This window comes from Kosakonia sp. WA-90 (assembly GCF_039871955.1).
Lineage (GTDB): Bacteria > Pseudomonadota > Gammaproteobacteria > Enterobacterales > Enterobacteriaceae > Kosakonia > Kosakonia oryzendophytica.
This window is the reverse complement of record NZ_JBDPLJ010000003.1, coordinates 15,911-37,296: the sequence shown is the minus strand read 5'-3', so window position 1 is coordinate 37,296 and position 21,386 is coordinate 15,911. Positions and strand designations below refer to the sequence as shown.

The window sequence follows — 21,386 nt, the reverse complement described above, 5'->3', positions numbered from 1 at the left end:
TTAACGTCTTACGAATTTGCCCGCAGGCGCATGCATCGGCTTACGGGCCTACAGAGAATCTGTAAGGCGAGTGGTGTAAGCGCCACTCGCCATATTCTTCAATAATCTGTGATTAGTACAGTGCTTTACCGCTGCTGTCTTTCACATTTGCTTTCCATGCAGCACGAACCTGAGTCACGACGCTTTCCGGAAGCGTAGCGTAGTCGAGTTCGTTAGCTTGTTTGCCGCCTTTTTTGTAAGCCCAGTCGAAGAATTTCAGGACTTCAGCGCCTTGCTCCGGTTTAGCCTGCTCTTTATGCACCAGGATGAAGGTGGTGGAAGTGATTGGCCACACATCCGCGCCTTTCTGGTTAGTCAGGTCCTGAGCGAAGGATTTGCTCCAGTCGATATTTTTTGCGGCGTTAGAGAAGCTGGTTTCAGTCGGGCTAACCGCTTTACCATCTGCAGACAGCAGTTTGGTGTAGGTCAGGTTGTTCTGCTTAGCGTAAGCATATTCAACATAACCAATGGAACCCGGCAGACGCTGTACAAATGCGGCGATACCGTCGTTACCTTTACCGCCCAGACCGGTCGGCCAGTTAACCGTGGAGCCAGAGCCAACTTTGGATTTCCACTCTTCGTTGACTTTCGCCAGGTAGCTGGTGAAGACGAAAGAGGTGCCAGAACCATCAGCACGACGCACAACCGCGATGTTCTGCGAAGGCAGTTTCAGACCCGGGTTGAGTTTTGCAATCGCTGCGTCATCCCATTTTTTGATGTTGCCCAGATAGATATCACCCAGCGTTTTACCATCCAGTACCAGCTCGCCGGATTTAATGCCCGGGACGTTAATAGCCAGTACAATACCGCCGATTACGGTCGGGAACTGGAACAGGCCTTCCTGAGCCAGTTTGTCATCAGCCAGCGGGGCATCGGAAGCACCGAAATCAACCGTTTTAGCCGTAATTTGTTTCACGCCGCCGGAAGAACCGATACCCTGGTAGTTAATCTTATTACCCGTTTCTTTCTGGTAGGTATCAGCCCATTTGGCATACACCGGCGCAGGGAAAGTTGCACCAGCACCGGTCAGGCTTGCCGCAGCGTTGGCAGCAAAAGCGCTCAGAGATAAGGTCGCGGCGACAACAGTTGCGACAGTGGTACGCATAACGTTCATAATGTCTCCTGCAAGATTCGTAAATCGTTGTTTGAGTTGCTACTCGGAGCAAAATAGGACACTTTGATGACAGTTATATGCAATGATTGTTACTGTTTAATGACAGCAATGAAATATCCTTGCTGAATTATTAAAAACATTTATAAATCAATGTAATAACATTCAATTACCACAACTTCATTACACGAACATTTTCTTTTTATGACAATCCAACCGTAGCTGAAAATCCGGATTTGTCATAAAGCGCTGCCAGAATAAACGCCGCTATTCCGCCCCAGCTAACGATCCCTTTTCCAGTGATTTAGCAATCATCCGCCACCGATTTTCAGCGCGACAGCGCTACCAGGAAGAGGTAGCAGACAAGCCTCTGGTTTCGTATTTATATAGCTACGAAGTCGGACCATTGTTGATGCAACATAGTAAACCCTAAGGAATGATGATGATTAAATCAGTTGCTGTCGCTATCGGATTGCTGTCGTTTCTTCCTGCTACATACGGCCATGCCGCCAACAGGCCCGTATCTCTTGGCTCCTCCGGTTATCAGTCTGATTCGGTGATGGTTTTGCAGGGCACAGAACATGACACGGGTAACGCAACTATCGTCCCATCGGATTACCTGAGCGTAAATAAACTCAGAAACATTCAAGAGGATGCGCCAAAACAAAAAGAAGACATCGCTGATATGAAAAAAACGCTCTCGGAAATGGGGCGGGACAGAGAAAACCTGCAAAGACGCAATGATGAATTAAGCCGTAAAGTTGATGACATGCAACGCAGTATTAATTCGCTGGAAAACAAGCTTGATGAGCTGAGCCGTAGGGTCAAATAAGTCAGGAGAGGTTGCCATCGGCAACCTCTTTTTTACGCTGCGGCTAACTGCCTGGCGCTTGCTGTTTATCGAACACAAACAGAATGTGGTGATCATCCAGATACTTAATATCCACTTTATTGCCTTTCTGTATTTTTGATGCGTTAAAGGCAGAAATGGTCTCTTTCCCTTCCACCGTTCGGGTGGCCCCTCCTTCTTGCAATGCGAGCCGATATTTAATGTTAATGGTGCCATTGTCGTTTGAGCTGATGTAGCTGACCTCTTCGACGGTAGCCTGCAATTCACGGCCCTGTGTCTGGATCTTATGGTCACGGTTAAACAGATAGACGATATAAGCGACCATGCCGACGATAAATATTACCGAAAAAACGATAACAAACTTCATTTAATCAATCCCTTACATAAACATCGTTAAACCATGAACCGAGGCCATCACCTGACCGTATTGCATCATTGCATTGGTAAACGCTACCCGACCCTCGCTGGAGGCCAAATCAAAAGCCGACTTATCGAACTTCAGATTGGTTAATCCTACCTTGCTGATCGCGGTAGCCGTAAACGAGGCCCCCTCGGTGACCACCTTAAGGGCGGTAAAATCAAAAGAAAACAGGGAAACCGTCTCTTTATGGTCTTTATATTCAAGCGCTTGTGGCGTTTTAATGTGCACCTTTTCATCACTCGCAATGGTGATCAGTTTAGGGGAAGAGATTGTCGCACCCTGCGCTATTTTCTGCGTCCACGCCCCTTCTATGGTGGTGATGTTATTGCCGGTGATCGTTTGTGTCAGGTTTTGCGAAATCGACTCTTGCCGGGAGCCGGTAATCAATGACGAGACGCCGTTATCAAAGGTATAGCTCACCAGACCGGTAATATGCTGCGATGATCTACCGTCAATATCTTCAGTGCGGTTGCCTTTTACCGTCACCGTTTCACCCCCGCTGGTTACCCGCATCACGCGGCCATTCGTAATGGTGGTTTCTTCGCCATTACCTACCGTTCGGGTCTCTTTATCCGTCACTTCCGTCGTGCGCGTTGCATGGTATTTGAAGCCTGCGCGTTTCGTCATCTCATCATCAAGCTCACCCAAAACGGTCAGGCTACGGTTACCGTCGACCGTAATCACCTGATTATTTTCGACCGAGACATTCATGTCCTTTTCCGCATGCAAATCCATGCGCTCAGCGCCGAGTTTATCTTCAAACAGCAGATAGCTGGCGTTGTCGCAATTGCCGGTTTTTGAGCGCGTCATAAACCCCATTACCGTTGCGGCGGCGGGCAATGCCCAGGGCGGCATATTTGCCTCGTTATATACGCGTCCGGTCACCATCGGACGGTCGGGATCGCCGTTGATAAAATCAATTACCACTTCATCACCAACCCGCGGGATCTGAACACCACCAAATCCCTGACCGGCCCACGAACTGGATACGCGCACCCAGCAAGAGCTGGTTTCATCACTTTTCCCCAGCCTGTCCCAGTGGAATTTCACTTTTACCCGCCCGTATTTATCGGTCCAGATAGGTTCCCCCTCCGGGCCGACTACGCGAGCGGTTTGCGGGCCATATGTTCGCGGCCATGCGGTTTTTTGCTCCGGTCGCCAGGTCAGAGAAGCCGGGATCACGCTAAAGCTAATTAGCCGGGAACTGTCACCTTCATCACCGCTGGCATAGCGGTTTTCTTCAAACTGCAACCAGGTCTTTGTCACCAGATAGCGGCCATTATCCTGCATAAAAGGAGCATTAATGAGCTGAAAGGTATGCCCGGCCGCAATGCCAATAGCGGTGGCTGTTCCCGCGGTCTGCTGATGATCAACCTGCCAGCGTTCCTGTTTGATGCGGGCATAATATTCCCCGTCATTTTGCTCAACAAAACGCCCCGGCCATTCATACACATCAATACGGCCAGGCGACGGCGATGCGGGGTTCTGGCGAGCCTGGAAAAGCCAGGCATTTGGTTTACGAAAGTCGTAATCCTCGGTGCTGAAAATACCCGGCGTAACGCGATCTTCCATTGACCACTGACTAATGCCTTCAACATCCGCCACGCCGCCAGCCTGGGACTGTATATAGGGGATGACATCATAACCTGCTGCCGACGGAAAAGCAGAACCGGCGTCGGTAAGTACCAACGTATGGTTATCCGCTGCATGGCGAAAATACCAGGAGATACCTTCCAGCTCCATTAAGCGTCGGATGAAATCCAGGCTGCTTTCCTGGTACTGCACACAGTACTCCCAGACCCGATAACTTGCTGTGAGCTGATTATCCAGCTTTACCCCATGTTCACTCAGCATGGTCTGGACGATTTGCGGAACCGTCTGCGCCTGAAAAATACGCATGTTTCGCTCCAGCCGCATCGGCCAGAGATCCGACTCAACAGTGAGCTGATAGGCCGCGTAACGCTGCCCGGAAAGCTCTACGGAAGCGACTGCCACGCTGGTGGCTTTTCCGTTGAGATACCGTGTTGCAAGCGCGTCCTGGTCCGGTATTTCAATGCTGACGGATTGCCCCAATATCTGGCTTCTGTCTATTCTGGCATCTTGTCCGAGTACGGTAAGTTGATATTCAAAGGGTTCAGAGAGGGATTCACTGCCGGCCATTTTCCAGAAAAGCAGGTCCGGTGCGGCGGTGATTTTGACGGTTATGCGGGAAGACATTGATCATCTCCGGGCAGATTCAACGGTAGGCGAAACACAGGAGCGGTAAGTGCTCCAGCTGAGATAGCCAGCCGCGGAACATTCCGCGCAATGTCTGATTCCGGTAGTGCGAGTGTCGGGCTGACCATAAAAAAAATCCGGTATGCTTTTTAAAAAGCATGACCGGATTTGTTTACAGTACGGTTAAACCGCAGACCGTAACGGCGTTAGCGCCGCATTATCGGATTATTCTACTGTGACGGATTTCGCCAGGTTACGCGGCTGGTCAACGTCAGTGCCTTTGATCAGCGCAACGTGGTACGCCAGCAATTGCAGCGGCACGGTGTAGAAAATCGGCGCAATCATCTCTTCAACATGCGGCATCTCAATGATATGCAGATTGTCGCTGCTGGTGAAACCGGCATCCTGATCGGCGAAGACGTACAGCACACCGCCGCGCGCGCGAACCTCTTCGATATTGGATTTCAGTTTTTCCAGCAGTTCGTTGTTTGGTGCCACCACAATCACCGGCATATCGGCATCAATCAGCGCCAGAGGGCCATGTTTCAGCTCGCCCGCCGCGTACGCTTCTGCGTGAATATAGGAGATCTCTTTCAGTTTCAGCGCGCCTTCCAGCGCAATCGGATACTGATCGCCACGCCCCAGGAACAACGCGTGATGTTTGTCAGAGAAATCCTCCGCCAGCGCTTCAATACGCTTATCCTGTGACAGCATCTGCTCAATACGACTCGGTAGCGCCTGCAGACCATGAACGATGTCGTGCTCGATAGACGCATCCAATCCTTTCAGGCGGCTCAGTTTCGCCACCAGCAACAGCAGAACCGTGAGCTGAGTAGTGAAAGCCTTGGTGGAGGCAACGCCAATTTCGGTACCGGCATTGGTCATCATCGCCAGATCGGATTCACGCACCAGCGACGACCCCGGAACGTTACAAATCGCCAGTGAACCAAGGTAGCCCAGCTCTTTCGACAGACGCAATGCAGCCAGTGTATCCGCCGTCTCGCCGGATTGGGAAAGGGTGATCATCAGGCTGTTGCGACGCACCGCCGATTTGCGGTAGCGGAATTCAGAGGCGATCTCCACATCACACGGAACACCGGCCAGCGCTTCAAACCAGTAACGGGAAACCATACCGGAGTTATAAGAAGTTCCGCAGGCAACGATCTGGATATGTTCCACTTTCGACAGCAGCTCGTTAGCATTCGCCCCCAGTTCGCTCAAATCCACTTCGCCGTGGCTGATACGGCCGGTCAGAGTATTTTTAATAGCATTCGGCTGTTCAAAGATCTCTTTCTGCATGTAGTGACGATAAATGCCTTTATCACCCGCATCGTATTGCAGACTGGATTCAATATCCGGGCGTTTCACCTGCGCGCCTGATTTATCGAAAACAACCACTGTACGACGGGTCACTTCCGCGATATCGCCCTCTTCCAGGAAAATAAAGCGACGGGTCACCGGCAGGAGTGCCAACTGGTCGGAGGCGATAAAGTTTTCCCCCATACCGAGGCCGATAACCAGCGGGCTACCGGAACGTGCAGCCAGCAGCGTACTGGGATCGCGGGTATCCATGATCACCGTACCGTATGCACCGCGCAGCTGCGGAATGGTACGCAGCACAGCCTCGCGCAGGGTGCCGCCCTGTTCCAGTTCCCAGTGCACCAGATGTGCGATCACTTCAGTGTCTGTTTCAGACACAAACACATACCCGCGCGCTTTTAAAACTTCGCGCAGCGGTTCATGGTTCTCGATGATGCCGTTATGCACCACAACAATATGGTCTGAAACATGCGGATGCGCATTGCCTTCAGAAGGTTCACCATGGGTCGCCCAGCGTGTATGAGCAATACCTGTCCCACCGTGCAACGGGTGTTCTTCCGCTGCCTGAGAGAGCATCTGCACTTTACCGAGACGACGCAGACGCGTCATATGCCCGTTGTTGTCCACCACTGCCAGACCGGCAGAGTCATATCCACGGTATTCCAGACGACGTAAACCTTCGAGAAGGATTTCTGCAACATCACGCTGCGCGACAGCGCCAACAATTCCACACATATTTTAAGATTCCGATTTTGGCATTATGCCTTTTGTTGTCGGTCAACCTGTATGCCCGTTTTCGGGCGCCCCGAGCCTTGTAGAGAGTGGGGTTATTTTTATAGGTACTGCCTTACGGGCGGAGGAATTATTTTTCCCCTCATCCCTGAATACTTGCCGGAAAGCGCTACGCTTATCCGGCCTAAAAAACGGGTTATTTCTTCTTCACCGGACGACGCCAGCCCGGTTTCTGCACCTGTGGCACGCGGCTTAACACCAGTTCATTTTCGCCTACGTTGCGCGTGACCGTCGTACCAGCCGCAATGGTGGCACCGTTGGCCACCGTAACCGGCGCCACTAACTGCGTATCAGAGCCAACAAACACATCATCACCAATCACGGTTTTGTGCTTATTTGCACCGTCGTAGTTGCAGGTGATAGTCCCGGCGCCAATATTCACATTATCGCCAATGTCCGCGTCGCCCAGGTACGTCAGATGCCCCGCTTTAGAGCCTTTACCCAGACGCGCTTTTTTCATTTCAACGAAGTTACCAACATGCGCGCCAGCCAGCAGTTCGGCCCCCGGACGTAAACGCGCGAAGGGACCAATGGTGCATGCGGCTTCCAGGCGGGCATCTTCCACGACGCTGTAAGGACTGATTTCGCAATCATCGCCAATTTCGCTGTTTTTGATCACGCAGCCTGCGCCAATCTTCACGCGATGGCCAAGTTTGACGCGCCCTTCAATAATGACGTTAGCATCGATCTCCACATCCCGCCCGTGCTCCAGCGCGCCGCGGAGGTCGAAACGCGCCGGATCGCGCAGCATAACGCCGGCAAGCAGTAGCCGCTCAGCTTGTTCAGCCTGATAAGCACGCTCCAGACGCGACAATTGCAGACGGTTGTTGACCCCTTCCACTTCACTCAGGCGTTGCGGATGAACAGCAGTAATTTCACGCCCTTCCTGATGAGCAAAGCCAATGATGTCGGTAATGTAGAATTCACCCTGAGCATTGTTATTGGTGAGTTGGCTGAGCCAGCGCTTCAGATCGCCGCCGTTGGCCACCAAAATGCCGGTGTTGATTTCTTTAATCAGGCGTTGAGCTTCGCTGGCGTCTTTCTGCTCGATAATCCCGGTAATCACGCCATTTTCACGCGTAATCCGACCATAACCGGTGGGATCGTCGAGTTTCACCGTCAACAGACCAATACCGCCCTGTGGCTTGGCGTCACGCAGGCGCTGCAGCGTATCAACAGAAATCAGCGGAACATCGCCATAGAGCATCAAAATGTCTTCGTCATCGGCGAAGAACGGAGCGGCCTGCTGCATCGCATGGCCCGTGCCCAGTTGCTCAGCTTGCAGCACCCAATTGAGTTTATCGTCGCGTAGCGTAGCTTTCAGCAGATCGCCGCCATGACCATAAACCAGATGAACGTTATTTGCGCCAAGATTTGTAGCAGCATCAATGACATGCTGGACCATCGACTTCCCTGCAAGGGTATGCAGCACTTTCGGGAGATCGGAATACATGCGTGTGCCTTTGCCCGCGGCAAGGATCACCACACTCATTTTTGTGTTCAACATACGCGTCCTGACTGTCATTTGAGTGAGAAGTTAAACTCTTTAGCGTTGAAAATACTACATATTTTGCAGCATAAAATGGAGTGTTGGTGAAACGCTCAACATCCACCTTTACAGTGCATTTGGAGGCTATTTTAACGGCAGAGTAAATGCGTTTGTCACTGAAAATTAGCGACGTTCCTCTCTGTCACTAATTTATACAAAGGGTTAGCTGTTTTTTTTTATCCTGAATAAAGATTAAACAAAAATAAAACACCGTTTTGATCATTAAAGAGTGTGACGTACAAAAAAGAAACAGCGTTTCATCTTGGTAATAATGGCGGGCAATGATTAATCAGGAGCATAAAATGAATTATAAAATACCTCTCGCCATAACCGTTTGCAGCTCACTTATCTCCGCTTCTGTACTGGCCACACCGGCTCCTGTATGGCGAGCCATTGCTTTCGGGCAATCAACTGACGTGAATTTTTCTTCTAATGTTCTGCCGGAAAAGATCGGCGTTAACGATGTGACTATCGACGGCAAGACACTTTCCGTTTCGGACCAAGCCGATCTCTCCAAACCCATCACACTCGAAAGCCGCGGCGGTAAAATTGCTAACTCTCATGATGGCCTGACCTACTTTTACACCTCCCTGCCCACTGGCGAAAATTTTGTCTTACAGGCCACCGTCACCGTAGACCAGTTCGGTCCGGAAAATGGCGCCAAACCGGCGGCGCAAGAAGGGGCTGGCTTACTGGTTCGCGATATTATTGGCAACCCGCGCCAGCAGCCGCTGAAAGAGGGCTATGAGGAGTTCCCGGCGGCATCGAATATGGTGATGAATGCCATCATGACGCAGGATAAAAAAGACCATTTTCGCGTGAAAATACAGGCAATCGCCCGTGAAGGGATCAGCCACCCGTGGGGAGACGCTGGCGCGGCAATCACTAAAAAAAGTTACCAGGAAGAGGTGGATCTTCGCCAGACGCCCACCTTCCGCATGAAACTCGAGCGTACCAATGACGGTTTTATTAGCGCATGGGCTCCGCAAGGAAGCGATAACTGGGTAAGCCAGACAATTCCACATGCCGATTTGATTTCAGTACAGAACAGCGAGCAATATTACGTCGGTTTCTTTGCCTCACGTAATGCCAAAATTACCATCTCCGACGCCTCTCTGACCACCAGCAAAGCCCGAACGGTGGCATCCAAACCCTGGCAGGCAAAACCGTTGCCTGTTGTTGTGCAGATAGCCTCGCCTGCGCAAAGTATCAGTGAGAAATATACCGTTCAGGCACGCGCCAACTATGATGGTCTGTTTGCTGTGCGGCAAAACGAAGTGGTGATCGGTAATGATAAACCCGTAAAAGCGGGTGATATGTACACGCTCCCCGCGACGCTTTCAGGTGACACCTCCATGTTTGTGTTGACCTTTACCCCCACCAGCGGCGATGACAAAACCCCCGTTACGCAGACCATAAACGTAGAGAGAGCGACCGCCACAACCGCCACAACCCTCCATGTCGCCGCCGACGGAAAAACGGATGGCGAAGGTACGGCCGCCTCACCGCTGGATTTAGCCACCGCCATCAATCTGCTGCCGCCAGGTGGCACCCTTGCGCTAAAAGCCGGAGACTATGCGCGAACAGAAATCCCGCTCACCGCCAGCGGTTTGCTGGGGAAGATGAAGACGCTGCAAGCCGACGGCAAAGTGGTGATTCATGGGTTACAACTGGACGCCAGCTACTGGCATATCAAGGGGATTGAAGTCACAGACAAGAGCCTGCGTGTGCAAGGCAGTCACAACCTGATCGAAAAAGTGGTCGCCTGGCGTAATGACGATACCGGTATTCAAATTTCTTCGCCGGAAAATATCGGTCGACCATTATGGGCGAGCCACAACCGCGTGATCGATTCCGAGTCCAGGAGTAATGAAGATCCGGGGAAAATTAATGCCGACGGGTTTGCCGTAAAAATGCGCGTAGGTGAAGGGAACAAACTGGAAAGATGCTATGCCCACGACAACATTGACGATGGTTTTGATCTTTTCAACAAGATTGAAGATGGCGGCAACGGTGTTGTGGTGATCGAGAATTCAATTGCCAGTAATAACACCAGCAATGGTTTTAAACTGGGAGGAGAAGGGCAACCTGTCGCTCATCAGGTTCGCAACAGCAAAGCAATCGGCAACCATCTGGACGGTTTCACCGATAATTTTAACCCTGGCAAGTTGGTGGTGGAAAACAATATTGCCGCGGATAACCAACGCTTTAACTTTATCTTCCGCCCCAGTCCTTACGGTGATGCCTCCACGCAAGGCGTGTTTAAAGGCAACATTTCTGTACGCAGTAAAGCCGGGCAGTATGATGATGCGGTGGTGGGGAATATTGACGCGACGAACTACTTTATCGCCAATGGCAAAAGCGTGAATGCATTGCAGCAAGAAGTGGACAGTAAAGCGGTTCTGGCGGAACTGAAGATGTAGCCAGATGGCGCTCGCTTATCACACAACGGTAAGCGCAGCGCCACTCAGCGGATCAGCAGATTAGTGGTTGAACGTCCCAAAAGAGATGTTCATGTTGCTGAAGAGAGCGATGATTTTGTTGATCAGTTTCATGATGGCTTCCTGATTTTGTCAGAGTTAATTTTTGTGATGAACCTCACAGAAAAGAAGTCTACGCCTCATTTTTTAACCGATCAATATTTTTGTGATGCGCATCGCAAAATAATAAAACACGTTTTCAGTTCCATTTTTTCTGAAACGCAACCATAAAAAAAGCCAGTCTGGAAACCAGACTGGCTTTTTAACGTTCAAGCCGGTTTACATCGCTTTTTTAGTCAACTCGATAACACGCAGTTTCGCGATGGCTTTCGCCAGCTCCGCAGACGCCTGAGCGTAATCCACGTCACCGTGAGAGCTCTTAATGTGCTCTTCTGCTTTACGCTTCGATTCCAGGGCTCGCGCTTCGTCGAGATCCTGGCCACGAATAGCGGTATCAGCCAGAACGGTCACGCTGCTCGGTTGCACTTCAAGAATGCCGCCGGACAGATAGATAAACTCTTCATGACCGAACTGTTTAACGATGCGGATCATACCAGGCTTAATGGCGGTGAGCAGCGGTGCGTGCCCCGGGAAAATCCCCAGTTCACCTTCACTACCCGTTACCTGGATTTTCTCGACCAGACCAGAGAACATCTGTTTCTCTGCACTGACGACGTCCAGGTGGTAAGTCATTGCCATATCACCCTCCGATTAAGGCGTTAAAGTTTTTTGGCTTTTTCCACTGCTTCTTCGATGGAACCAACCATGTAGAACGCCTGCTCCGGCAGGTGATCGTATTCGCCTTCCATAATGCCTTTAAAGCCACGGATGGTGTCTTTCAGGGAAACGTATTTGCCCGGAGAACCGGTGAACACTTCCGCTACGAAGAACGGCTGGGACAGGAAGCGCTGGATCTTACGTGCGCGAGCTACCACCAGTTTGTCTTCTTCAGACAGCTCATCCATACCAAGGATGGCGATGATGTCTTTCAGTTCCTGATAACGTTGCAGCAGAGACTGTACGCCACGCGCGGTGTCGTAGTGTTCCTGACCCACAACCAGCGGATCCAGCTGACGGCTGGTGGAGTCCAGCGGGTCAACGGCCGGGTAGATCCCCAAAGACGCGATCTGACGGCTCAGTACCACAGTTGCGTCAAGGTGCGCAAAGGTGGTGGCTGGCGACGGGTCAGTCAAGTCATCCGCAGGTACGTATACCGCCTGTACGGAAGTGATAGAACCGGTTTTGGTAGAAGTGATACGTTCCTGCAGAACACCCATCTCTTCCGCCAGCGTCGGCTGGTAACCTACCGCTGAAGGCATACGGCCCAGCAGTGCGGATACTTCAGTACCGGCGAGGGTATAACGGTAGATGTTGTCGACGAACAGCAGAACGTCACGACCTTCGTCACGGAACTTCTCAGCCATGGTCAGGCCGGTCAGCGCAACGCGCAGACGGTTTCCCGGCGGCTCGTTCATCTGACCGTAAACCAGGGATACTTTGTCCAGAACGTTGGAGTCAGTCATTTCGTGGTAGAAGTCGTTACCCTCACGAGTACGTTCACCCACGCCCGCAAACACAGAATAACCGGAGTGCTCAATCGCGATGTTACGAATCAGCTCCATCATGTTTACGGTTTTACCCACGCCCGCACCACCGAACAGACCGACTTTACCGCCCTTCGCGAACGGACACATCAGGTCGATAACTTTGATGCCGGTTTCCAGCAATTCCTGAGAGCTGGACAGCTCTTCATAGGACGGTGCCGCGCGGTGGATAGCCCAACGCTCTTCTTCACCGATGTCGCCTTTCATGTCGATCGGCTGACCGAGCACGTTCATGATACGACCCAGTGTTGCTTTACCAACCGGGACTTCGATCGGGTGCGCAAGGTCGTTCACTTCCAGACCACGACGCAGACCGTCAGAAGAACCCATGGCGATGGTACGTACGATACCGCCGCCCAGCTGCTGCTGCACTTCCAGCACCAGCGTCTCGTTACCATTCTTAACCTCAAGAGCATCGTACACGCGCGGTACGGCATCCTGAGGGAATTCGACGTCAACTACGGCGCCGATTACCTGGACAATTTTTCCAGTAGCCATCTTGAATCCTCTACGAATTAACCTGGTTATACCGCGGATGCACCACCGACGATTTCGGTGAGTTCCTGAGTAATGCTGGCCTGACGAGCTTTGTTGTATACCAACTGCAGCTCTTTAATCAGGCTGCCGCCATTGTCGGTCGCGGCTTTCATCGCCACCATACGTGCGGCCTGCTCGCTGGCCAGGTTTTCCACAACACCCTGATAAACCTGAGATTCAACGTAACGACGCAGGAGCGTGTCCAGCAGCGCTTTCGGATCAGGTTCGTACAGATAATCCCAGGATTTATGCTTCAACTCTTCATCTTCTGCGGCCGGTAAAGGCAGCAGCTGAGTGATGGTCGGAGCCTGAGACATGGTGTTGATAAATTTGTTGCTAACAATATAAAGCTTGTCGAGACGACCTTCGTCGTAGGCTTGCAACATGACTTTTACCGGGCCGATCAGTTCGGACAGGGAAGGGTTATCTCCCATGCCGGTTACCTGAGCGACAACGTTGCCACCTACGGAATTAAAGAAAGACACGCCTTTAGAGCCGATCATCGCGAGTTCGCTCTGAACGCCTTTATCGGACCATGCTTTCATATCCGCCAGCAGTTTTTTGAACAGGTTAATGTTCAAACCACCACATAAACCACGGTCGGTCGACACCACCAGGTAGCCCACGCGTTTAACGTCGCGTTCTTCCAGGTAAGGGTGCTTATATTCCAGATTACCGTTCGCAAGGTGACCAATCACTTTGCGCATGGTATCTGCATAAGGACGGCTGGACGCCATGCGATCCTGCGATTTACGCATTTTGGAAGCGGCGACCATCTCCATCGCTTTAGTGATCTTTTGCGTGTTCTGGACGCTTGCGATCTTACTACGTATCTCTTTTGCGCCGGCCATGAGCTTCTCCTCAATGCCTTGCGGCCTGCCCTAAGACAAGCCGCCAGACGTTACCAGGACTGGGTTGCTTTGAAGGAATCGAGGATGCCTTTCAGCTTGCCTTCGATTTCGTCGTTATAGCCACCGGACTGGTTGATCTCTTGCATCAGCGGAGCGTGATCACGGTCAGCGTAAGCCAGCAGAGCGGCTTCGAAGCTACCGATTTTCGCCAGTTCCACATCTTCGAGGTAACCGCGTTCAGCCGCAAACAGCACCAGACCCTGCTGAGCAACAGACATTGGAGCGTACTGTTTTTGCTTCAGCAGCTCGGTCACTTTCTGACCGTGGCTCAGCTGTTTACGGGTTGCTTCATCCAGATCGGAAGCGAACTGAGAGAACGCTGCCAGTTCACGATACTGCGCCAGCGCGGTACGGATACCACCGGACAGTTTCTTGATGATCTTGGTCTGAGCTGCACCACCCACACGAGATACAGAAATACCCGGGTTAACCGCCGGACGAATACCGGAGTTAAACAGGTTAGTTTCCAGGAAGATCTGACCATCGGTAATAGAAATTACGTTAGTCGGAACGAACGCAGAAACGTCACCCGCCTGGGTTTCAATGATTGGCAGCGCGGTCAGGGAACCGGTTTTACCTTTCACTTCACCTTTGGTGAAGGCTTCAACGTATTCAGCGTTAACGCGGGATGCGCGCTCCAGCAGACGAGAGTGGAGATAGAATACGTCGCCCGGGAATGCTTCACGTCCTGGCGGACGACGGAGCAGCAGGGACACCTGACGATAAGCGACTGCCTGTTTAGACAGGTCATCGTATACGATCAGCGCATCTTCACCGCGGTCACGGAAGTATTCGCCCATTGCGCAACCGGCATACGGTGCCAGATATTGCAGTGCGGCAGATTCAGAAGCGGTTGCAACCACAACGATGGTGTTAGACAGCGCACCGTGCTCTTCCAGTTTACGCACCACGTTGGCAATGGTGGACGCTTTCTGGCCGATAGCAACGTATACGCATTTGATGCCGGAATCGCGCTGGTTGATGATCGCATCGATTGCCATCGCGGTTTTACCGGTCTGACGGTCACCGATGATCAATTCACGCTGACCACGACCGATTGGAATCATGGCGTCAACGGATTTATAACCCGTTTGAACCGGCTGATCGACGGACTGACGATCGATAACGCCCGGTGCGATAACTTCGATTGGCGAGAAGCCATCGTTATCAACCGGACCTTTACCATCGATTGGCGCACCCAGGGTGTTCACCACACGACCCAGCAGGCCACGGCCAACCGGAACTTCAAGAATACGGCCAGTACATTTAACCTTCATGCCTTCGGCAAGGTCAGCGTACGGGCCCATCACTACTGCACCCACGGAGTCGCGCTCCAGGTTCAGTGCGATAGCGTAACGGTTACCCGGCAGAGAAATCATCTCGCCCTGCATACAGTCGGCCAGGCCGTGAATGCGGATAACACCGTCGCTTACAGAAACAATAGTACCTTCGTTGTGAGCTTCACTCACAACACTGAACTGAGCAATGCGCTGCTTGATCAGTTCGCTGATTTCGGTGGAATTCAGTTGCATGCTCCAGTCCCCTTAAGACTGCAAGACGTCTGCAAGGCGTTCAAGACGGCCGCGAACGCTGCCATCAATCACAGTATCACCCGCTCGGATGATAACGCCTGCCATAACAGACTTATCGATTTTGCAATTCAGCTTCACTTTACGTGACAGTCGTTTTTCCATCGCTGCGCTGATTTTCGTGAGCTGCTCTTCGCTCAATGCGGTTGCGGACGTGACTTCAACGTCTGCTGTAGCCTCGCTGGCTGCACGCAAATGAACAAACTGCTCAAGAACATCAGGGAGCACTTTCAGACGTCCATTTTCAGCCATTACCCGAATCAGGTTCTGACCTTTGGCGTCCAGTTGCTCCCCACAGATGGCGATAAACGACTCAGCGAGCGTTTCCGGTGCTAATGCACCGGAGAGGAGCTCGGCCATTTGCTCGTTTTTAGTCACCTCGGCGGCAAACGCCAGCATATCCTGCCAGCGATCAACACTTTGGTTTTCAACGGCAAAGTCAAAAGCTGCTTTGGCGTAGGGGCGAGCTACCGTTACAAATTCAGACATCAGCCCCTCCTCCTTACAGTTCAGCGACCAGTTTATTCACGATGTCGCTGTTAGCAGCTTCATCCACGGAACGCTCAATGATTTTCTCGGCGCCGGCTACAGCCAGCAGAGCCACTTGTTTACGCAGCTCTTCGCGAGCACGTTTACGCTCGGCGTCAATTTCCGCCTGCGCCTGCGCCACGATTTTGGTACGTTCCTGCTCGGCTTCTGCTTTCGCTTCGTCCAGGATCTGAGCACGGCGTTTGTTCGCCTGTTCGATGATTACCTGAGCTTCTGCTTTCGCTTTTTTCAGCTGGTCGGTCGCATTGGCCTGTGCAAGGTCAAGGTCCTTTTTAGCTCGTTCTGCGGAAGCGAGACCGTCAGCAATTTCTTTCTGACGTTTTTCAATGGCAGCCATCAACGGCGGCCATACATACTTCATGCAGAACAGAACGAACAGGACAAACGCGATGGCCTGGCCGAGGATTGTTGCGTTTAGATTCACAGCACAATGCCTCTTATCTGGTTAACGTTCTAAACAATTGCTTGGAAAGCAACTCTTACTACGCGACAGCAAACATCACGTACAGACCCAGACCCACAGCGATCATCGGGATAGCATCCACCAGACCCATAACGATAAAGAACTGAGTACGCAGCAGAGGAATCAGATCAGGTTGACGCGCTGCGCCTTCCAGGAATTTGCCCCCGAGGATGCCGATACCGATCGCAGCACCGATTGCCGCCAGACCCATCATCACAGCGGCAGCCATGTACAGCAGATCCATATTCAGGTTTTCCATGACAGTCTCCAGTTTGTTTCAGTTAAAACGTAGTAGTGTTGTTAAAAATCAATGCTCTTCAGATGCCATCGACAGATAGACGATCGTCAGAACCATGAAAATAAAGGCTTGCAGCGTAATGATCAGGATGTGGAAAATGGCCCATGGCACATTCAGAACCCACTGTGACCACCACGGCAGAAGACCCGCGATCAGAATGAAAATCAACTCACCCGCGTACATGTTGCCAAACAGTCGCAGACCGAGAGAAACCGGTTTGGACAGCAGGCTCACGCCCTCAAGGATAAGGTTTACCGGAATAAATACCGGATGGTTGAACGGCTGGAGAGTCAGCTCTTTAGCGAAACCGCCAATACCCTTCATTTTGATGCTGTAGAACAGAATCAGGATAAATACGCCCAGCGCCATAGACAGCGTGATGTTGACGTCTGCAGACGGCACCACACGCAGCGCAGGCAGCCCCAGAACCTTCTCGCCGATAAGCGGGAGAAAATCGATAGGCAGCAAATCCATCAGGTTCATCAGGAATACCCAGACGAAGATCGTCAGGGCCAACGGAGCGATAAGTTTGCTTTTGCCGTGGTACATGTCTTTGACGCTACCATGGACAAAACCAATCACCAGCTCAATTGCAGTCTGGAATTTTCCCGGGACGCCGCTGGTGGCTTTTTTCGCTACGCTACGGAACATCATCAGGAACAACAGACCCAGTACCACCGAGAAAAACATGGAGTCGATATTGAGCGTCCAGAAGGTGGCCGGGGGGTTATGCGGATCCACCAGCGAGAACGTACGAAGATCGATCTGAAGGTTATTCAGATGGTGACCTATGTACTCCTGCGGTGTTGAGATTTCTCCTGCAGACATGATGCCTCTTACCCTTTGTTGTTAATTACAGCGGGTGCCAGTATCTGAACTACCAGCACCGAAACCCACGTGACTATCAGCGGCAAAAACGCCACCCTGAATACCGCCAGCGCCACCACCAGCAACACGAATGTCACCAACACCTTGATTGCTTCACCGAGGGCGAAGGTCCAGGCCACTCGGCCTTTAGCAGGTGTAAGCGCCTGATGACGCCAGGCAAAAATCATAAACAACATGTTTGGCAATAAGACTGCCATACCTCCGCACACGGCGGAAATGCCCCAGAAGGGGTCTTTGAGGCTAAACAGCAATCCACTTGCCATTACTGCCAGAAACTGAATAAGCAGAAGCTTGCGTGCAACGTTTCGACTAAAGAGCGACACAGACATCACGTTTCTTTACTCCTGCTCCCTTTGAGGTATGCCGCGTGTCGTATAAAACGTTCTTTAAGGCCCGGAGTCAAGCAGCAAAAAGCGGTCAAATTATACGGTTCGGCCTCGTGATTTCAAACAATAAGTAGCGAAAAGGTGAATAAATGTTTAAATAATTTTCCCGATGGCTATTTTTCAACTTTTGTCGAAACTGTGAACCTTCGGGCAAAACTGCAAATAACGCGAAAAACCTGCTACCAAAGCGTGCACCAGGTCACAAAACAAACATTTATGCGTCGGTCATATTAATCACGCCCGTAAATTGTGACTTTTCATCTTTCTGATATTTAAGACGAATTATCACAACTCTTTTTAAAACAGCCGCAAATATAACAAAAACGTTTCATTGACATTTATAATAATTATTTAACATCTATTTTTGATTATCAGCGCCGACTTTTAGCGCGCTGATATTTTCGCAGTTGACTATTCTTCCGGTGAAGAATAAAAATGACGTTAAAAGTCGGATAAATCCTGGTAAATGTCTGGTTAAATGTAACTGAACGTATCACCGCTTTTTATGTCGATTTTTAACATCCTGAGAACAGCACGAATTCTACATTTTTTGATAAAAATTAAACTTTATTTGCCTTAACAACCACCAGATGGCGTTCGCCTTCAAGGTGCGGAACATACAGTTTCTCAATACTTTCCACCGTAAATTCAGCAGGCAACAGAGAAATCTCATCGTCTGGCACCAATCCTTTCAGCGCGTAAAAACGGCCTTGCGCTCCAGGCAAATGCTGACACCAGCTCACCATGTCATTCAGCGAAGCAAAAGCCCGACTGATCACCCCATCAAACGGCGGTTCCGCAGGGAAGTCTTCCACACGGCTCTGCACAGGTGCGATATTTTCAAGATGCAATTCATGCTGGACCTGACGCAAAAAGCGCACGCGCTTGCCCAAGCTATCAAGCAGCGTGAAATGCGATTCAGGACGAACGATAGAGAGGGGAATCCCGGGTAAACCAGGCCCGGTGCCAACATCGATAAAGCGCGAACCCTGCAGATAAGGCGCCACCACGATACTGTCGAGTATATGGCGGATCAGCATCTCGTTAGGATCGCGTACCGACGTCAGGTTGTAGGCTTTGTTCCATTTGTGCAGCAGGTTGACGTAACCCACCAGTTGTTGCTGCTGGTGATCGGACAACGAAATGCCAGCTTCATCCAGCAGACGAGAGAGTTTGTTAAGCACGGTTGATACCCTGGGATTGCTATGCCCGGTAGACCGGGCATACGACGACGATTATGCGCTACGGCGCAGCATACCTTGTTTTTTCAACCATACCAGCAGAATGGAGATGGCTGCGGGAGTGATCCCGGAGATGCGTGACGCCTGACCGATGGAAGACGGTTTATGATCGTTGAGTTTCGCGATCACTTCGTTAGACAGTCCGTTCACCTGACGATAATCCAGTGTGGCAGGCAGCAAGGTGTTTTCATTGCGCTGCTGTTTCTCGATTTCATCCTGCTGACGCGCGATGTATCCCTCGTATTTCACCTGAATTTCCACCTGCTCAGCGGCTTGCGGATCGTCCAGACCAGGGGAGAATGGCGTCAGCTGCACCAATTGCTGGTAAGTCATTTCAGGGCGACGAAGCAGATCTTCACCGCTGGCTTCGCGAGACAACGGCGCAGTCAGCAGCGTATTAACCGCTGGCGCATGTTCAGAAGCCGGTGATACCCATTGTGATTTCAGGCGTTGACGCTCACGTTCAATGCTTTCCAGTTTCTCATTGAAGCGCGCCCAACGCGCATCGTCCACCAGGCCCAGTTCACGACCGGCTTCTGTCAAACGTAAATCCGCGTTGTCTTCACGCAGCATCAGGCGATATTCCGCGCGAGACGTAAACATACGGTACGGCTCTTTGGTGCCGAGTGTGCAAAGATCGTCCACCAGTACGCCGAGATAAGCCTGATCACGGCGTGGTGCCCAACCCTCTTTGTCAGCGGAGGCGCGTGCGGCGTTCAGACCTGCCAGCAACCCCTGCGCCGCGGCTTCTTCGTAACCGGTGGTACCGTTGATTTGGCCAGCAAAGAACAGACCATGAATGAATTTACTTTCCAGGGTCGGTTTCAGGTCGCGCGGATCGAAGAAATCGTACTCAATGGCATAACCCGGACGAACGATTTTGGCGTTTTCCATCCCTTGCATTGAACGGACAATCTGCATTTGCACATCGAACGGCAAGCTAGTGGAGATGCCGTTCGGATAAATTTCGTTAGAGGTCAGTCCTTCCGGTTCAAGGAAGATCTGATGCTGGTTGCGATCGGCAAAGCGCATCACTTTGTCTTCGATCGACGGACAATAACGTGGACCGATCCCTTCGATCACGCCGGCATACATCGGGCTACGATCGAGGTTATTGCGGATCACGTCGTGGGTTTTTTCATTGGTGTGCGTAACGTAGCACGGTACCTGGCGCGGATGCTGGGCAGCATTTCCCATAAACGAGAAGACCGGCATTGGGTTATCACCATGCTGCTGCGCCAGTACGCTGAAATCGATCGTGCGCGCATCAATACGCGGCGGTGTCCCGGTTTTCAGACGGCTTACGCGTAGCGGCAGTTCACGCAAACGGCGTGACAGAGGAATCGACGGCGGATCGCCTGCGCGGCCACCGCTGTAGTTATCCAGACCAATATGAATTTTGCCGTCAAGGAATGTCCCTACGGTCAGCACAACCGCTTTGGCGCGGAATTTCAGCCCCATCTGAGTAACGGCGCCTACCACACGATCGTTTTCAACGATCAGATCTTCAACCGCCTGCTGGAAGATCATCAGGTTCGGCTGGTTTTCCAGCGCGGTACGTACAGCCTGGCGGTAAAGCACGCGATCCGCTTGAGCGCGGGTTGCCCGGACAGCCGGGCCTTTGCTGGCGTTTAGTATTCTAAACTGAATGCCTGCCTGATCGATCGCTTTCGCCATCAGTCCGCCCAGGGCATCCACTTCTTTCACCAGGTGTCCTTTCCCAATACCGCCGATCGCCGGGTTGCAACTCATCTGCCCCAGCGTGTCGATATTGTGTGTCAAAAGCAGGGTCTGTTGACCCATACGCGCTGCTGCCATTGCGGCCTCAGTGCCTGCATGACCCCCGCCAATGATAATGACGTCAAAAGGATCCGGATAAAACATGGTGGTATGCCTCGCCTGAGCGGTTAGAAATTGGGTTGAAGCCCGGGTCGTGGATTCTACTCAACTTTAGTCCAGTGAGAAAGATCCGGATCCCGGGTATTAAAAAGAAGATCTTTTATGTAGAGAGATCTGTTCTATTGTGATCTCTTATTAGGATCGCGGTCGCTTGTGGATAAGCCGGATCATCACTTTAAGATCAATTCATTAGGCTGGATCATTAGCTGTGAATGATCGGTGATCCTGGGCCGTATAAGCTG

The 21,386-nt window shown here is 51.5% G+C and carries 19 protein-coding genes; 3 read left to right on the top strand and 16 right to left on the bottom strand.

Annotated features, from left to right (window positions below; genetic code table 11):
* Window positions 1-112: 112 nt before the first annotated feature.
* Window positions 113-1,153 carry a phosphate ABC transporter substrate-binding protein PstS gene (gene pstS, locus ABGA49_RS06635; RefSeq protein ID WP_061499630.1) on the bottom strand — a complete coding sequence of 347 codons (1,041 nt, stop codon included), beginning with the start codon at window positions 1,151-1,153 and terminating at the stop codon, window positions 113-115.
* Between the two features lie 439 nt (window positions 1,154-1,592).
* Here pstS and ABGA49_RS06630 point away from each other — a divergent pair, with 439 nt between their 5' ends.
* Entirely contained in the window at window positions 1,593-1,982 is a 390-nt protein-coding gene (locus tag ABGA49_RS06630; protein ID WP_347665333.1) for a hypothetical protein, read from the top strand.
* A 43-nt stretch (window positions 1,983-2,025) separates the two neighbouring features.
* Here ABGA49_RS06630 and ABGA49_RS06625 read toward each other — a convergent pair whose 3' ends face one another.
* From ABGA49_RS06625 to glmU, 4 genes are all read right to left on the bottom strand, one after another.
* Entirely contained in the window at window positions 2,026-2,367 is a 342-nt protein-coding gene (locus tag ABGA49_RS06625; RefSeq protein ID WP_347665332.1) for a hypothetical protein, read from the bottom strand.
* A 12-nt stretch (window positions 2,368-2,379) separates the two neighbouring features.
* Window positions 2,380-4,638, bottom strand: coding sequence for a type VI secretion system tip protein TssI/VgrG (gene tssI / locus ABGA49_RS06620; protein WP_347665331.1), 2,259 nt, complete (start codon window positions 4,636-4,638; stop codon window positions 2,380-2,382).
* Window positions 4,639-4,863: 225 nt separating this feature from the next.
* A complete protein-coding gene (gene glmS, locus ABGA49_RS06615; protein ID WP_061499619.1) occupies window positions 4,864-6,693 on the bottom strand; it encodes a glutamine--fructose-6-phosphate transaminase (isomerizing) in 1,830 nt (609 codons plus the stop codon).
* Window positions 6,694-6,886: 193 nt separating this feature from the next.
* Window positions 6,887-8,257, bottom strand: a complete 1,371-nt coding sequence (gene glmU, locus ABGA49_RS06610; protein ID WP_088236962.1) for a bifunctional UDP-N-acetylglucosamine diphosphorylase/glucosamine-1-phosphate N-acetyltransferase GlmU — start codon at window positions 8,255-8,257, stop codon at window positions 6,887-6,889.
* 344 nt (window positions 8,258-8,601) lie between these two features.
* Between glmU and ABGA49_RS06605 the strand changes: the two genes are divergently transcribed.
* A complete protein-coding gene (locus ABGA49_RS06605; protein ID WP_088236963.1) occupies window positions 8,602-10,722 on the top strand; it encodes a right-handed parallel beta-helix repeat-containing protein in 2,121 nt (706 codons plus the stop codon).
* Window positions 10,723-10,785: 63 nt separating this feature from the next.
* The gene (locus ABGA49_RS06600; protein WP_347665330.1) at window positions 10,786-11,010 is read left to right on the top strand and encodes a hypothetical protein; all 225 of its coding nucleotides are present in this window, start codon (window positions 10,786-10,788) and stop codon (window positions 11,008-11,010) included.
* 48 nt (window positions 11,011-11,058) lie between these two features.
* Here the strand turns inward: ABGA49_RS06600 and ABGA49_RS06595 are convergent, their stop codons facing one another.
* From ABGA49_RS06595 to mnmG, 11 genes are all read right to left on the bottom strand, one after another.
* Window positions 11,059-11,478 (bottom strand): F0F1 ATP synthase subunit epsilon, encoded by a 420-nt coding sequence (locus ABGA49_RS06595; protein ID WP_061499604.1) that lies wholly within the window; start codon window positions 11,476-11,478, stop codon window positions 11,059-11,061.
* Between the two features lie 20 nt (window positions 11,479-11,498).
* Window positions 11,499-12,881 carry a F0F1 ATP synthase subunit beta gene (atpD, locus tag ABGA49_RS06590; protein ID WP_017458048.1) on the bottom strand — a complete coding sequence of 461 codons (1,383 nt, stop codon included), beginning with the start codon at window positions 12,879-12,881 and terminating at the stop codon, window positions 11,499-11,501.
* A 26-nt stretch (window positions 12,882-12,907) separates the two neighbouring features.
* Window positions 12,908-13,771 carry a F0F1 ATP synthase subunit gamma gene (gene atpG / locus ABGA49_RS06585; protein ID WP_061499600.1) on the bottom strand — a complete coding sequence of 288 codons (864 nt, stop codon included), beginning with the start codon at window positions 13,769-13,771 and terminating at the stop codon, window positions 12,908-12,910.
* Window positions 13,772-13,821: 50 nt separating this feature from the next.
* The gene (atpA, locus tag ABGA49_RS06580) at window positions 13,822-15,363 is read right to left on the bottom strand and encodes a F0F1 ATP synthase subunit alpha (RefSeq protein ID WP_061499596.1); all 1,542 of its coding nucleotides are present in this window, start codon (window positions 15,361-15,363) and stop codon (window positions 13,822-13,824) included.
* A 12-nt stretch (window positions 15,364-15,375) separates the two neighbouring features.
* The gene (gene atpH / locus ABGA49_RS06575; protein WP_061499591.1) at window positions 15,376-15,909 is read right to left on the bottom strand and encodes a F0F1 ATP synthase subunit delta; all 534 of its coding nucleotides are present in this window, start codon (window positions 15,907-15,909) and stop codon (window positions 15,376-15,378) included.
* Window positions 15,910-15,922: 13 nt separating this feature from the next.
* Complete coding sequence (gene atpF / locus ABGA49_RS06570) at window positions 15,923-16,393, bottom strand: F0F1 ATP synthase subunit B (protein WP_044182687.1); 471 nt, start codon at window positions 16,391-16,393, stop codon at window positions 15,923-15,925.
* Window positions 16,394-16,451: 58 nt separating this feature from the next.
* Window positions 16,452-16,691 carry a F0F1 ATP synthase subunit C gene (gene atpE, locus ABGA49_RS06565; RefSeq protein WP_000429386.1) on the bottom strand — a complete coding sequence of 80 codons (240 nt, stop codon included), beginning with the start codon at window positions 16,689-16,691 and terminating at the stop codon, window positions 16,452-16,454.
* A 48-nt stretch (window positions 16,692-16,739) separates the two neighbouring features.
* Window positions 16,740-17,558: a F0F1 ATP synthase subunit A gene (atpB, locus tag ABGA49_RS06560; RefSeq protein ID WP_061499588.1), complete on the bottom strand. Its 819-nt coding sequence runs from the start codon at window positions 17,556-17,558 to the stop codon at window positions 16,740-16,742.
* 8 nt (window positions 17,559-17,566) lie between these two features.
* Window positions 17,567-17,947, bottom strand: coding sequence for a F0F1 ATP synthase subunit I (atpI, locus tag ABGA49_RS06555; protein ID WP_061499585.1), 381 nt, complete (start codon window positions 17,945-17,947; stop codon window positions 17,567-17,569).
* A 617-nt stretch (window positions 17,948-18,564) separates the two neighbouring features.
* Window positions 18,565-19,188 carry a 16S rRNA (guanine(527)-N(7))-methyltransferase RsmG gene (gene rsmG / locus ABGA49_RS06550; RefSeq protein ID WP_134319167.1) on the bottom strand — a complete coding sequence of 208 codons (624 nt, stop codon included), beginning with the start codon at window positions 19,186-19,188 and terminating at the stop codon, window positions 18,565-18,567.
* 51 nt (window positions 19,189-19,239) lie between these two features.
* Window positions 19,240-21,129, bottom strand: coding sequence for a tRNA uridine-5-carboxymethylaminomethyl(34) synthesis enzyme MnmG (mnmG, locus tag ABGA49_RS06545; protein WP_061499579.1), 1,890 nt, complete (start codon window positions 21,127-21,129; stop codon window positions 19,240-19,242).
* Between the last annotated feature and the right edge of the window lie 257 nt (window positions 21,130-21,386).